At 35.8% G+C, this 13,124-nt stretch carries 14 protein-coding genes; 8 read left to right on the top strand and 6 right to left on the bottom strand.

Annotated features, from left to right (window positions below; translation table 11 throughout):
• The first annotated feature begins 45 nt into the window (after positions 1-45).
• The 4 genes from C8D70_RS00070 (at position 46) to C8D70_RS00055 (ending at position 4,405) form a co-directional block, all read left to right on the top strand.
• Positions 46-1,449, top strand: coding sequence for a M28 family peptidase (locus C8D70_RS00070; protein ID WP_110365984.1), 1,404 nt, complete (start codon positions 46-48; stop codon positions 1,447-1,449).
• Between the two features lie 2 nt (positions 1,450-1,451).
• Positions 1,452-1,655 (top strand): hypothetical protein, encoded by a 204-nt coding sequence (locus C8D70_RS20675; protein WP_076594469.1) that lies wholly within the window; start codon positions 1,452-1,454, stop codon positions 1,653-1,655.
• A gap of 153 nt (positions 1,656-1,808) precedes the next feature.
• A complete protein-coding gene (locus tag C8D70_RS00060; protein ID WP_110365983.1) occupies positions 1,809-3,167 on the top strand; it encodes a M20/M25/M40 family metallo-hydrolase in 1,359 nt (452 codons plus the stop codon).
• A 1,007-nt stretch (positions 3,168-4,174) separates the two neighbouring features.
• Positions 4,175-4,405: a hypothetical protein gene (locus C8D70_RS00055; RefSeq protein ID WP_136521593.1), complete on the top strand. Its 231-nt coding sequence runs from the start codon at positions 4,175-4,177 to the stop codon at positions 4,403-4,405.
• A gap of 274 nt (positions 4,406-4,679) precedes the next feature.
• Here C8D70_RS00055 and C8D70_RS21150 read toward each other — a convergent pair whose 3' ends face one another.
• The 5 genes from C8D70_RS21150 to C8D70_RS00030 all read right to left on the bottom strand — a co-directional run bounded on the left by C8D70_RS21150 (position 4,680) and on the right by C8D70_RS00030 (position 8,567).
• Positions 4,680-4,802 (bottom strand): hypothetical protein, encoded by a 123-nt coding sequence (locus C8D70_RS21150; RefSeq protein ID WP_262484556.1) that lies wholly within the window; start codon positions 4,800-4,802, stop codon positions 4,680-4,682.
• Positions 4,803-4,949: 147 nt separating this feature from the next.
• Positions 4,950-5,525, bottom strand: a complete 576-nt coding sequence (locus C8D70_RS00045) for a hypothetical protein (RefSeq protein WP_110365982.1) — start codon at positions 5,523-5,525, stop codon at positions 4,950-4,952.
• Positions 5,526-5,693: 168 nt separating this feature from the next.
• Positions 5,694-6,731, bottom strand: a complete 1,038-nt coding sequence (locus tag C8D70_RS00040) for a peptidylprolyl isomerase (RefSeq protein ID WP_228402413.1) — start codon at positions 6,729-6,731, stop codon at positions 5,694-5,696.
• Between the two features lie 82 nt (positions 6,732-6,813).
• A complete protein-coding gene (locus tag C8D70_RS00035; RefSeq protein WP_110365981.1) occupies positions 6,814-7,326 on the bottom strand; it encodes an FKBP-type peptidyl-prolyl cis-trans isomerase in 513 nt (170 codons plus the stop codon).
• 170 nt (positions 7,327-7,496) lie between these two features.
• Complete coding sequence (locus C8D70_RS00030) at positions 7,497-8,567, bottom strand: branched-chain amino acid aminotransferase (protein WP_110365980.1); 1,071 nt, start codon at positions 8,565-8,567, stop codon at positions 7,497-7,499.
• Between the two features lie 85 nt (positions 8,568-8,652).
• On the opposite strand from C8D70_RS00030, the gene mnmD reads away from it, so the two are divergent.
• Positions 8,653-9,327: a tRNA (5-methylaminomethyl-2-thiouridine)(34)-methyltransferase MnmD gene (mnmD, locus tag C8D70_RS00025; protein WP_110365979.1), complete on the top strand. Its 675-nt coding sequence runs from the start codon at positions 8,653-8,655 to the stop codon at positions 9,325-9,327.
• A gap of 205 nt (positions 9,328-9,532) precedes the next feature.
• Entirely contained in the window at positions 9,533-9,949 is a 417-nt protein-coding gene (locus tag C8D70_RS00020; protein ID WP_110365978.1) for an NUDIX domain-containing protein, read from the top strand.
• A gap of 21 nt (positions 9,950-9,970) precedes the next feature.
• Here the strand turns inward: C8D70_RS00020 and C8D70_RS00015 are convergent, their stop codons facing one another.
• Positions 9,971-10,675, bottom strand: a complete 705-nt coding sequence (locus C8D70_RS00015; RefSeq protein ID WP_076594461.1) for a DUF4294 domain-containing protein — start codon at positions 10,673-10,675, stop codon at positions 9,971-9,973.
• Between the two features lie 51 nt (positions 10,676-10,726).
• Here C8D70_RS00015 and C8D70_RS00010 point away from each other — a divergent pair, with 51 nt between their 5' ends.
• Both C8D70_RS00010 and rpe read left to right on the top strand, forming a co-directional pair.
• Positions 10,727-11,800, top strand: a complete 1,074-nt coding sequence (locus C8D70_RS00010) for a M42 family peptidase (RefSeq protein WP_110365977.1) — start codon at positions 10,727-10,729, stop codon at positions 11,798-11,800.
• A gap of 340 nt (positions 11,801-12,140) precedes the next feature.
• The gene (gene rpe, locus C8D70_RS00005; RefSeq protein ID WP_034698534.1) at positions 12,141-12,791 is read left to right on the top strand and encodes a ribulose-phosphate 3-epimerase; all 651 of its coding nucleotides are present in this window, start codon (positions 12,141-12,143) and stop codon (positions 12,789-12,791) included.
• Positions 12,792-13,124 lie beyond the last annotated feature (333 nt).

Raw genomic sequence — 13,124 nt, 5'->3', positions numbered from 1 at the left:
ATTTTTTCCCTACTTTTATCAACGGAAAAGATAAGTAAATAATAAATGAAAAAAATATTCATTATACTTCCACTCTTTTTGAGTGGATTTTTATTTTCTCAAAAAAAACCACAAAAAAACCCGGCAAAAAAAGGGAATATTGCCAGATTTAACTATCATGATGAATTCCGAAAAATTTCAGATGAAATTATGACCAACGGCACTGCTTATGATAATCTCGGGGAACTTACCAAAGGCATAGGCCCACGTTTCAGTGCAACTCCCGGATATGCAAAAGCCGTAGAATGGGCAGAAAAAAAGTTTAAAGAAATTGGGATTAATATGATCTGGAGACAGGAAGCCAAAGCACCAGTCTGGATCAGAGGAAAAGAATCTTTACAAATCAAATCCGGAAATGGAGATTGGAAAAGCATCAGAATGCTTTCTTTCGGAAATTCTGAAGGAACAGGCGGAAAAGATCTTGTGGGCGAAATCGTTTTAATCAATTCCACATCAGAGCTGAATGCCATGTCAATAGGCCAGTTAAAAGATAAAATAGTTTTTGTGAATGTTCCTATGGATCCGAAAATTATTAATACAAGTGATTCCTATTTACAGGCCGCAAAATCAAAACTAATTTCCGCTTCAGTAATTGCTAAAACAGGTGCAAAAGCATTAATCATAAGATCACTGACAACAGCCAATGATGATACTCCTCATGCCAAGATGATTTACTACGAACCTGATGATAAAGTTAAAATTCCGGCTTTATCAATTGGTGTAAGATCTGCAGATGAGTTGGAGAAGACATTAAAGAAGCAAAAAGTTACGGCTAAAATCAACATGACCGCCGAATCAAAAGGTGATACTACAAACCCCAATATCATTGCTGAAATTCAGGGTAAAAAAGATTCTAAAGTAATTGTTTTAGGTGCTCAGCTTGATTCTTGGGACGTTGGCGAAGGTGCAGTGGATGACGGAACAGGAGTTGTGCAGTGCATCGAAGTATTAAGGACACTGAAAGCGCTTGGATATGAAAACAACCACACTATCCGTGTCGTTCTGTACGCCAACAGTGAAAACGGAGGACAAGGCCGTGAGATGTATGCTGCTTATGTAAAAAAGAAAGACGAAAAACATGTATTTGCCTTAGGGACTGATGCGGGAGGATATTCTCCACGAGGTTTCTCTTTGGACATGTCACCTCAGAGAAGAAGACTGGTGTATCCCTGGAAAGAATATTTTCTTCCTTATGGGGTTTATGATTTCGACCAGACAGAAGCCATTCAGGATATTTCACCTTTAAAAAAACTGGATATTCCTTTAGCAGAAATTGTCGTGGACACACAGAGGTATTTTGATTATCACCACTCCGAACAGGATACTTTTGACAAAGTAAATAAAAGGGAGCTTCTTCTCGGAGCAGTCGCCATCACACAGATGATTTTTATGGTTGATAAAAACTGGTAACAATGAAAAAGATAGCAGGAACGGCATTATTATTTTTCGGAATGGCTGTTTTTGACCAGACTAAAGAAGATTATATCCAGTTCAGAAAAATCTCAACAGAAATCCTGAACAACGGAAAAGGTTACCATGAGCTGAAAGAGAAACATATTTTCGCCCTGAATCTGATGCCGGAGGTTTTTCTCCACGTGGAATGTATACGAAAATGAATGAACCTCAATTAAACCAGATCAAAAGATCGCTATTTTAACGGCCACCATACCGAACAGGATACTTTTGAAAAAGTGAACCGAAGAGAATTACTATTAGGTTCTGCGGTGATGACACAACTTATTTATATGATTGATAAAAATTGGTAAACAATGAAAAAGATACTAGGAACTTCATTATTGCTTTTTGGAATGGTTGCTTTTGGCCAGTCTAAAGAAGATTCTGTCCAGTTCAGAAAAATTTCTACAGAAATTCTGAACAACGGAAAAGGATATACAGAGCTGAAAGAGCTTACAAAAAATATAGGCCACCGCTTAAGCGGATCCGAGGCCTATGAAAAATCTGTTAAATGGGCAGAACAGAAACTTCGTGATGCCGGAGCTGATAAAGTATGGCTTCAGGAAGTCATGATTCCGGTATGGGAAAGAGGAAAAGAATCTCTGAACATTCAAACCTCCAGTGGAAAATGGAAAAGCCTTAAAATGCTTTCCCTTGGGAATTCTGAAGGAACCGGCGGAAAAGATGTTTCCGGAGAAATCATCATGGTGAAATCTATGGAAGAATATGACAGACTTCCTGCTGAAAAAGTGAAAGATAAAATAGTATTCTTCAACTACCCTTTCAGCCAGTCATTTGTAGAGACTTTCAAAGCCTATGGTGATGCTTCAAAATACAGAACAACAGCAGCTTCGTTAACCGCTAAAAAAGGAGGAAAATTTGCCATCGTAAGATCTTTGTCTTCTGCTTTTGATGACGTGCCTCACACCGGAGCAATGCGCTATGAAGAGAAAGTTTCCAAAATACCTGCGATAGCCATCGGAAGTACGACCGCAGATGAACTGGAGACCTTACTGAAAAGCCAGAAAGTTACGGCAAAACTTAACTCCAACTGTGGAATGAAAGGAGAAAAACTATCCCATTCTGTGATTGGGGAAATTACGGGTAAAAAGGATCAGAGTGTGATTGTTGTTGGTGGCCACCTTGATTCCTGGGATGTTGGTGAAGGTGCTCATGATGACGGAGCCGGAATTGTACAAAGCATTGAAGTTTTGAGAACCTTTAAAAAGTTAGGCATTCAGAATAACCATACCATCAGAGTGGTCTGTTTCGCCAATGAAGAAAACGGAGTAAAAGGCGGTATTCAATATGGAAAAACAGTAAAAGAGAAAAACGAAAAACATCTCTTTGCGATAGAAACAGATGCCGGAGGTTTTGCACCGAGAGGAATTGCCCTGGATATGGATGATGCGAAAAGAAATCAGATCAAAAGCTGGTCGAATTTATTCCTTCCCTACGGAGTTTACAATTTTGAAGAGCGATTTTCAGGAACAGATCTTTATCCGCTTCACGATATGGGAATTCCGGCAGCCGAGCTAATGCCGGATTCGCAGCGATATTTCGATATTCATCACACGGAAGAAGATACTTTCGAAAAGGTGAACCGAAGAGAACTTTTACTGGGAGCCACTGCTTTGACCCAGATTATTTATATGATTGATAAAAACTGGTAAAATATGAAACCGTCTGTAAAGGCGGTTTTCTTATTATAATATTATATCACTCTTTAATTCAATAGGAACGGAATTTATTTTTTAATCAATGAATTTCACATTATTCCATTAGTGAAATTTGTGGAAAAATATTGGTGGTATTTGTGGTTATTAAAATTAAACACAAATTACACCAATGATTTCACGAATAACACAAATTCAATAGGAACTGACTATAATCCTCAGCTTACACGAAGGAAGCCTGTTGATCTTTATAGAAATCTACCACCTGCTTTAACCAAAACATAGAACCAACTTGTTTAAAAAGCTGTGATCTTTCAAATAAAAAACTACTCTAAAATCTGCGTGATATTATTTCACAATCAGTAATTACCTATTAAATGATCTTTTAAATCTTCCTCATTTATTTTTTCATTATTCTACAAATATTTTAAGTTACATAAAAATATAATCTCACCGTAATATTTTCTTCACTTCAGATCATTCAAGTTTAAAAATAGAAAATTTTTCTTTGTTTAAGGAAATAATAGATGAAAACATGCTTCAATACTGACCTCATCAATCCCGTGAAACAAAGTGTTAATCGCAAAAACAGAACTTTGGCATGATATTGGCATATGATTTTGTGAAAAAAATTTAAAAAAAACACTAAGGATGAAAAAAAAGGTTTTCTGTGGATTTTCAGTTTTTCCACCGATTCAAATTCATATCTAGTATATGATCCTTTTTTTTCTACGATGCCGTAAAAGATACGGGTCCGTGATTAGCTAACCCCCGTTAGTTTTTCACAGCAGTTTTGCACCCCGTATCTAACTGGTATCACAATAACCAAGAATCTTTATTGATTCGAAAAAACAAAAATATCCCGGACTTTGTGCCCGGTGTTATGATATAAATAAATGGCAAAGTCATCGTGAACCTTAGCCCAGTAAAGGAATTTATTCTTTTTACCGTGATGAGTGTGCCTTTATACTATAAATTAATGTATAACCCTTAAAATGTTAGTAATGATGAGAGACTTTTTTGAAATGATTTTTAAGAGAAATGAAGATGCTGCAAAATTGCATATATGGAGCCTAATGCTGGTGTTGAGTTTTGCTGCATTTTCAGTGTTGGTATACGCCTTAAAACCAAGCTTTAACAGCTTAATTATATACCTGACGGCATTTGCCGCTTATATCGGGTTTGGCCTTGTATTCATCAGTTCTTTAGCGGGAACGCGTATGAAGAAAAGATAGCAGAACATATAACTTTTCAATTTATTTTACTGAGAAAACCGTCCTTTTTTGGGGGCGGTTTTTGTTTACAGTCTTACCTCATTTAGTATTATAAATAAGAATCCAGTAATTCCTAACAAAAAAAGCTACTCCTTCCGGAGCAGCTTCCGATAACAAAGTTATCTTAACATCGTAAAAACTTATTCTTTAAACAGATCCTTTCTTATTTCTTCAAGGATTTTCCTGATTTCTGATTTCTTCTTCAACCTTTTTCAACAGGCTCTTCTCTGAAAGTTTAGCAGAGGGCTTTTATTCCAAAGGCTTCGTCTGTTTTTGCAAATTCAGGATGCATACCGTGTTCTTTACACACTTCAGATTCTATTTCGTTCTTTATCTGAGTATAGTTCAGGTCAAACATATTCTTGTATTTTGTTCTTTTAATTGCATGATAAAGATAGAAGTAATAAAGCCTTGCCGAAATCCGTATTTCTACGGTATTTACAAAACAAAAAAACTGCTTTTTCAAGCCATATAATCTCAACTATAAAGCTAATGCTTAACCCCTTTAGAATTTATCCAGAATTTTCTTCGGTAAAACGTTCAAAAGTTCTTTCTTATATTGCTTTTCAAGAATCACAAATTTCCATGCTTTTTTATCTTTTGAAACTGCACAGGCCTTCATATTGGCATTGATGAGATACGAACCTTCATTGGCCAGATATTTAACATTATTTGCACCATATTTAGCTGTTAAAGCACTGTTCATTTTCTTTTTTATTTCATCGTTTAATGAACTTACATTACATTTCAGTTTCAAAAAATAATGGGTAATAGAAAAATATTCACCGGTAATGAGTTCAGGTTTTTCAATATTTCCAAACTTCAGATCCTGTACTTCAATTTTCATGAATGGATTGTTATAGGTCATATTCAAAATCTGCGTCATTTGTTCTTTTGAAACTATAGTGAAGTACTTTGGATATATACAGCTTACTGCCTGATCTATCTGTTTAGATTGAATACCGTTTATAAAATAGGTAAGCGACTTTTTTATCGCAGCGTCATCAGGATTTGCCTTAGTCTGCGAAAAAGTCATAGACGACAGCAGAACGAACAGAAACAGAAGCGATTTGGTTTTCATTTTTTTGATTGTTACGAGTTTTAAGATTAATTTGTATCAGAAAAACAATTAGCCTTTCCAGATAGTTAATGGGTCGTAATCTGTACGCCAATCGTTACAGAATGTATTTAAGTCCAATAAAAAAAGCCATCCTTTCGGACGGCTTTTGATACTATGCTGAAGATTCAATTATTTTACTTTTACAAGCTCAACATCGAAAACTAACCAGGAGTTTGGCGGGATCACTCCTCCTGCTCCTCTTTCGCCGTAAGCCATTGCAGGCGGGATCAATAATGTAGCAGTTTCACCTTCTTTCAATAAAAGGATACCTTCATCCCATCCTTTGATTACTCTTCCCATTCCGATTGGAATTTCGATTGGCTCGTTTCTCTTGAATGAAGAATCGAATTCAGTTCCGTCTACCAATTTACCTGCATAATGTACAGATACGTTATCACCCGCTTTAGGAGCTTTTCCGTCAGCTGTTTTTGTAATTTTATAGTAAAGACCTGATTCAGTTTTTTGCATACCAGCTTTTAGGTTTTCCACCAATTTCTCCTGGTTAGCTTTGAATTCTTCTTCTCTTTTCTTCTTTTCAGCTTCTTCTTTAGCGATAAAAGCTTTATTGTTTTCTGCAATTTTAGCTTTTCCTTCATTGAAAGTTTTAGCCGCATCGTAGTGCTTGTACTCGTCACCTTTGCTGAAAACAGAAACTTTTTCTAAAACGATATCAGTTTTAGGTTTATCCTGAGCTCCTTTCTCAACGTTGGCAATCGCATCAATCACATCATTTCCTTTTACCACTTTTCCGAAGATCGTGTGTCTTCCGTCTAACCAAGGTGTAGCTACTTCAGTAATGAAGAATTGAGAACCGTTGGTATTGGGTCCAGAGTTCGCCATAGAAAGAATACCTTTTCCTGTATGCTTAAGATCGTTTTTCTCATCCTCGAATTTATATCCGGGATCTCCCATTCCAGTTCCCTGAGGATCACCTCCCTGGATCATAAAATCTTTGATTACTCTGTGGAAAATAGTTCCGTCATAGTAAGGAACTCCTTTAGCCTTGGCTTTGTTGTCGATTTTCCCTTCTGCAAGACCGATAAAGTTGGCTACAGTTACTGGTGCTTTCTTGTCCTCAAACTTTACAATTAAGTTACCTTTTGTAGTTTGAAGATTGGCATAAAGTCCGTCATTAAGACCTTCGTAAGTTTCTTTGTCTACGTTCATTTTTTTATAAATTGGGGTACAACTCATCAGCGAAATACTTGCCGCTGCCAGAATTATATTCTTGTTAAACAATTTCATATATTTATAAAGCTTTTAATTTTATGATTAATGGAATATCGTTGTCTATTTTCTTTTCGTCTCCGTAAGTTCCGTAGGCCAAAGAAGACGGCACCAAAAGTGTTACTTCCTCTCCATCATGTATAAAACGCAAAGCGTTCTCCACTGCTCTCAGTTCATCAAAGTGCCCGAATCTGGCATCTCTTCTTTCAAAAGGCTGATCATAGATTTTAGTCTGATCAAAATCATACAGATCATAAGAATAGGAAATTGTAGTTTCATCTTTCCTTCTTTCCCTTTGATCATAACCTTCTACTGTTACCCAATAATTAAGCTGTGTTGGATAATACTTTACAGACTGGCCGCTGATCCAATCCTGAATCTGCCCACGTTCTATAATGTTAAGATTTTTCATCCTGTTCTTAGAAACATCCAGATCTTTCTGGCTCAAAACACCACCTACAGGAGGATGGGCCGTCTGTGCATTTCTGTTGCAGCTCAACAGGCTTATGGCTGATATGAAGATTATTTTTTTCATAAACTTTTGCGAAAATACACATTTCGCGAATCAATTACAAAACTTGACACACAAATATGTAAATGTTGTAATGTATTGATCTCCGCTAAAACGCTTTGTAAATTTTATGTGAATACTTCAATACGAAAAAGCCGGGAAAACCCGGCTTTCATATCGTTATATCAATAGTATTACACTGTTTCCAATACGTGATCTACCATCACTCTCCATCCGAACGGATCTTCAGACAAGTTGGTCTGCAAGTCTACCAAATCTTTCTTAAGAAGAGCCGCATAGCTTTCATCATCAGATAATCTTGGAAGTTCAAGTTTTTCTCCCTGATATCCTAATGCATGGAACTGAGTGGTTACTACTGCTGTACCTACTCCCCATACTTCTTTAAGCTCACCTTTCTTTAAAGCTTCAATTACTGTTTTCACAGGAATTGGTTCTACTTTTACTTCGATACCTCTTTTCTTAGCTAACTGAATGAAGCTGTCTCTTGTTACTCCGTCAAGGATTTTCTCAGATGTCGGAGGGGTATAAATTGTATCGTTAATTCTTACAAACACATTCATTGTACCACTCTCTTCGAAATATTCGTGAGTAGCATCATCAGTCCAGATGATTTGCTCATACCCTTCTTCAATCGCCAACTGTGTTGGATAGAAAGAAGCCGCATAGTTACCTGCAGCTTTTGCAGAACCTACACCTCCGTTTGCCGCTCTTGAATAGTGATCAGAAATTTTCACAGATACCGGCTCAGAATAATAGCTCTTTGCAGGTGTTGCAACAATGGCAAACATATATTTATTAGATACTCTTGCTTTCAAAGCTTCCTCAGTGGCAAAAATCAAAGGTCTGATATAAAGTGACATTCCTTCCCCCTGTGGAATCCACTCTCTGTCAATATCTACCAAAGCTTTCAATCCGTCTAAAAACATTTCTTCAGTCACTTCCGGCATAGCAAGACGCTTCGCTGACTTGTTGATACGTTCAAAATTCTTTTCAGGCCTGAAAAGGAAAACCTGCCCGTCTTTGTCTTTATAGGCTTTCATACCTTCAAAACAAGCTTGTCCATAATTTACTCCCATCATGGCAGGTGTAAATGGAATCGGACCGTAAGGAACTAATTTTACATCACCCCATTTTCCGTTTTCATACTCACAAATGATCATATGATCAATGAAAGTACCACCAAATGAAAAATTGTTAGGGTCAAATGTAGAAATTCTGGAGTTTTCAGTTTTTTGAATTATCATTTTTTAAAATTTTTACGATGTTCTACAAATTTAACATAATTTTCTAAATATAAAAATTTTAGAGTAAATTTGACAAAAAAATAGCTTGAAAAGAGAAATAAAGACCACTAACGACGGTAGCAAAACATTGTTTATCAATGATTTAAATGAGAACTATCATTCTCATCATGGAGCCCTGCAGGAAGCCGAACACGTGTTTATCAAAAATGGACTTAATTTAGTAAATGATTACGAAATTAATATTTTAGAACTCGGTTTTGGAACAGGTTTGAATGTTTTGGTAACAATTAATGAATATTTAAAAACTGACAAAAATCATGTCATCAATTATTTTTCGCTGGAAAAATACCCCATAAATGAATCCGAAGTTAAGGATTTGGCTTACTTTGAACTTTTCGATAACCCAGAGTTTAAAAATATTTATCAGAAAATTCATCTGGCAGATTGGGAAAAGTCAGTAGAAATCATTAGTGGATTCAATTTAAAAAAGATAGAATGTGATTTTTTCGATCTGAAAGACATTGATCTGCCAAAAATAAACCTTGTTTACTTTGACTGTTTTGGAGCCAGAGTACAGCCAGATCTTTGGGAAAAGCCATTATTTGAAATGGTTTCTGACAAAATGGCCATTAACGGATTATTAACTACCTACTCTTCTAAAGGCAGTGTGAGAAGAATCCTTCAGGAACTGAATTTCCAGGTTGAGAAAAAGCAGGGACCTCCTGGAAAGAGAGAGATGATTAATGCTATCAAATTATAGGATGGAGGATGGAAGTTGGATGTTGGGTGTTTACAGCCCGCTGCTTAATTAATTTGATTTTTTATTTAAAAATAACAATATATATAATATATGGTACTTCCACTTTATTAAGAATGAATAGTGTTAAAACTTCCGGCTTCGCACTTCCAGCTTTTTCTCAACAAAATTTCTTACATTAGCTATACAAATATTATACATTATATATATGATAGATAAGATCAACATTAGAGTGTATGCGTGTGCAGTAAAAGATAAACAAGTTCTGACTTTATTTGAGGAATATGCCGGCGAACCTTTAATGAAATTTCCGGGGGGTGGATTAGAATTCGGTGAAGGCGTACTGGAATGCCTGCATCGTGAGTTTGATGAAGAACTTAACGTGAAGATCAATGTTCTGGAACATCTTTATACTCAGGAAAACTTTCTTGTATCCCGTTTCAGAGAGAATGAGCAGCTTCTTACCATATATTATATAGTAGATATTGTTAACGAGGAAGATTTCATTATTTTGGACCCCTGCATCGAAAAAACAGAATGGATTGATATAGACAGACCAGATAATCCCTTCCCTCTTCCAATAGATAAGATTGTATTCGATAAACTAAAAGAAAAATTCCTGTAAGTGTTCTTACAGGAATTTATATTATTTCTTTACTTTAAAATCATTGGCTCCTGAATAAGGCTGCAGATAACCTGAGTTCCAGTTGGATTGCAATAATGATTCTATAAATTCATCACTTCTGTTAGTATGAGGATTATAGCGTTCTTTCAGATCAATATCAGCCATTTTTCCTTTTACATTCCACCAGAAAGCACTCCATCCACCTCTTAATTCCTTGATAATTTCAAATACATTTTTACCGGTTGCCCTATTCATCAGCTTTGCAAAAACCTGCCCTTCGGTAGTCGTAAGATCTCTTAATTGTTTTTCATATTGGTCAGCAAGCATATTTTGTCTTTCTCTTACAAATTTTCTTTTGGCTTTACTGTCCATGTCATTCATATCTTTCTGGATATCTCTGTACTGCTGGAGTGCAGTAACAAACAAAGGATAAACTCTGTACAGCTTTTTATTCAGGAAGTAATAGTAATTCTTATCCAGCTGGTTATTAAATCGTGGTTTATTTACTAAAACCAACTCATCTAAAACGACTACAGGCTCACCATTGATTTCATACACCTTAATCTTCTGCTGTTCGTCATAATAATATTTATTACCAAACTCATCCACTTTCAGGGATTCAGGCGGGTACTGATTAAGCGGTTTTGCGACAATACCATCCTTCTGGCCAAAAACATTGACTCCAAAAAAGAGAATAAAAAGGCAGATAGTCTTACTAAAATTCATTATTTTTACACTTATAACAACGAAAATTAAACGCAAAAATCATTCCTTTTTATGAAATTTGAAAAGAAATCTTTGAATTTTTTAGAGAAATATTTAAACACTTCATCACCAACCGGTTACGAACATAAAGGACAGGAAGTCTGGATGGACTACATCAGACCTTATGTAGACAAAGTAGAAGTAGATCATTATGGAACCTGCTATGGGATCATCAATCCTGAAGCTGAATTTAAAGTAGTAATTGAAGCACATGCTGATGAAATCTCATGGTACGTCAATTATATTACGGATGACGGATTGATCTACGTGATCAGAAACGGAGGTTCTGACCAGACGATTGCTCCTTCAAAAGTTGTTCATATTCACGGTGAAAACGGAATTGTAAAAGGAGTATTCGGATGGCCGGCTATTCACACAAGGACCAATCAAAATGAACCTACTCCAAAAATCGAAAATATCTTTATAGACTGTGGCGCTACTTCTAAAAAGGAAGTAGAAGAAATGGGAATCTTTGTAGGATGTATGATTACTTACCCGGATGAATTCTTTGAAATGAACGACAGATATTTTGTCTGCAGAGCTTTGGACAACAGAATCGGTGGTTTCATGATTGCTGAAGTTGCCAGACTTTTAAAGGAAAATAAGAAATCTATCCCATTCGGACTTTATATTACAAACTCTGTGCAGGAAGAAGTAGGTTTATACGGCGCGGATATGATTGCTGACACCATCAAACCGAATATTGCTATCGTAACTGACGTTACCCATGATACTACCACTCCGATGATTGAAAAGAAAAAAGAAGGAGATCAGAAATGTGGTGCCGGACCGGTCGTATTTTTTGCACCAAGTGTTCATCATACCATCAGAGAGTTAATTATTGATACTGCGAAGACCAAGAAAATACCTTTCCAAAGAGCTGCCGCCAGCCGAGCTACCGGAACTGACACAGATGCTTTTGCCCATTCTAACGGCGGAGTACCAAGTGCTTTAATTTCCTTACCTTTGCGTTATATGCATACTACAGTAGAAATGGTATCTAAAGAAGATGTAGGTAATGTGATTAAACTTATCTATGAAACGGTTCTTAAGATCAAGCCGGAAATGAAACTGAAGTATCATTAATAAAAATGAAAAACATCTTTTATCATCTAATCCGAAAACCAACTTTTATATCAGTTTTAACTGCTGTCTTTTTTAGCTATATCATCTTTTTAGCTGTATATAAAATATTTTATCCTCCCAAAATAGGGTCTGCATATAACATGATCCTTGAGATGTTGTTAATTGTCAGTTTTGTACCTTTAGGATTATTTATAATTGACAGATTATTAGTTATTAAAATTAATCATATCAGATTAACAATCGTAGAAGCTATTATATTCGGATGTATTTCCCTGTATTATTTTTTGGTTGTTAATCCATTTTAAAGAAAGAAATCTAAGTAAAAGTATAAAAAGTAAAAATGAAAACGAAGCTTATTGCTCCATCCCTTTTATCGGCAGACTTTGGGAATCTGCAAAGAGACATTGAAATGCTGAACAATTCTCAGGCTGACTGGTTTCACATTGATGTCATGGACGGAAGATTTGTTCCTAACATTTCTTTTGGGTTTCCGGTAATGAAAACCGTTCAGCAGCATGCTAAAAAATTTGTAGATGTTCACCTGATGATCGTAGAACCTGAAAAATATGTTGATGAATTCATCAATCATGGTGCTGATCTTGTTTCTGTACATTATGAGGCATGTACTCACCTTCACAGAACCATCCACCACATTCAGAGTAAGGGAGCAAAAGCAGGTGTTGTTTTAAATCCTTCTACTCCTGTATTAATGCTTGAAGACATTATTGCTGATGTTGATCTTGTATTATTAATGAGTGTAAATCCTGGTTTTGGAGGTCAGAAATTTATTGAGAATACTTATAAAAAGATAGCAGAAACAAAAGATCTGATCTTAAGCAACAACTCTACAGCACTTATCGAGGTAGACGGAGGAGTAAATCTTGACAATGCTTCCAAATTATTTGAAGCCGGAGCTGATGTTCTTGTTGCAGGAAATGCTGTTTTCTCAGCTGAAAGTCCGGAAAGAACAATTGAACTTTTAAAGATATAAAAGAATCAAAATAATAAACAAAAGGCAGCCATTGGCTGCCTTTTCTCTTGTCTGGAAATTTAAGTCGTCTTGGTTATAATCTTTTTTCAACTTATTTGAAAATGTTTAAAACTATCTTGCTAACAATACAAAGATCCGAATAAAACCATACGTACACATCCGTATAAACACTTAATTTAGCAGTAAGTATTTTCACTTAATTCCATTATATTTTTGGTAATGTGGTCAAAAATAGTTGGTGTTTTTGTCAAAAATAATTCGTAATATTTTACAGTTGATTGGAAGAGGAAGTAAGCAATGCTGAGGAGCAACTTACCAGCAATACAATCAACG

Source organism: Chryseobacterium sp. CBTAP 102 (assembly GCF_003201365.1).
In the GTDB taxonomy this organism is placed as follows: domain Bacteria; phylum Bacteroidota; class Bacteroidia; order Flavobacteriales; family Weeksellaceae; genus Chryseobacterium; species Chryseobacterium candidae.
This window is presented reverse-complemented; position numbering and strand designations above follow the sequence as displayed.

What these genes read in the sequence shown, in the direction of transcription:
- C8D70_RS00020 (WP_110365978.1), top strand. Translation starts at nt 9,533, where the DNA reads ATGATAGATAAGATCAACATTAGAGTGTATGCGTGTGCAGTAAAAGAT.
- C8D70_RS00070 (WP_110365984.1), top strand. Translation starts at nt 46, where the DNA reads ATGAAAAAAATATTCATTATACTTCCACTCTTTTTGAGTGGATTTTTA.
- C8D70_RS00015 (WP_076594461.1), bottom strand. Translation starts at nt 10,675, where the DNA reads ATGAATTTTAGTAAGACTATCTGCCTTTTTATTCTCTTTTTTGGAGTC.
- C8D70_RS00035 (WP_110365981.1), bottom strand. Translation starts at nt 7,326, where the DNA reads ATGAAAAAAATAATCTTCATATCAGCCATAAGCCTGTTGAGCTGCAAC.
- C8D70_RS00010 (WP_110365977.1), top strand. Translation starts at nt 10,727, where the DNA reads ATGAAATTTGAAAAGAAATCTTTGAATTTTTTAGAGAAATATTTAAAC.
- C8D70_RS00030 (WP_110365980.1), bottom strand. Translation starts at nt 8,567, where the DNA reads ATGATAATTCAAAAAACTGAAAACTCCAGAATTTCTACATTTGACCCT.
- C8D70_RS00040 (WP_228402413.1), bottom strand. Translation starts at nt 6,731, where the DNA reads ATGAACGTAGACAAAGAAACTTACGAAGGTCTTAATGACGGACTTTAT.
- C8D70_RS00055 (WP_136521593.1), top strand. Translation starts at nt 4,175, where the DNA reads ATGATGAGAGACTTTTTTGAAATGATTTTTAAGAGAAATGAAGATGCT.
- C8D70_RS21150 (WP_262484556.1), bottom strand. Translation starts at nt 4,802, where the DNA reads ATGTTTGACCTGAACTATACTCAGATAAAGAACGAAATAGAATCTGAA.
- C8D70_RS00060 (WP_110365983.1), top strand. Translation starts at nt 1,809, where the DNA reads ATGAAAAAGATACTAGGAACTTCATTATTGCTTTTTGGAATGGTTGCT.
- C8D70_RS20675 (WP_076594469.1), top strand. Translation starts at nt 1,452, where the DNA reads ATGAAAAAGATAGCAGGAACGGCATTATTATTTTTCGGAATGGCTGTT.
- rpe (WP_034698534.1), top strand. Translation starts at nt 12,141, where the DNA reads ATGAAAACGAAGCTTATTGCTCCATCCCTTTTATCGGCAGACTTTGGG.
- C8D70_RS00045 (WP_110365982.1), bottom strand. Translation starts at nt 5,525, where the DNA reads ATGAAAACCAAATCGCTTCTGTTTCTGTTCGTTCTGCTGTCGTCTATG.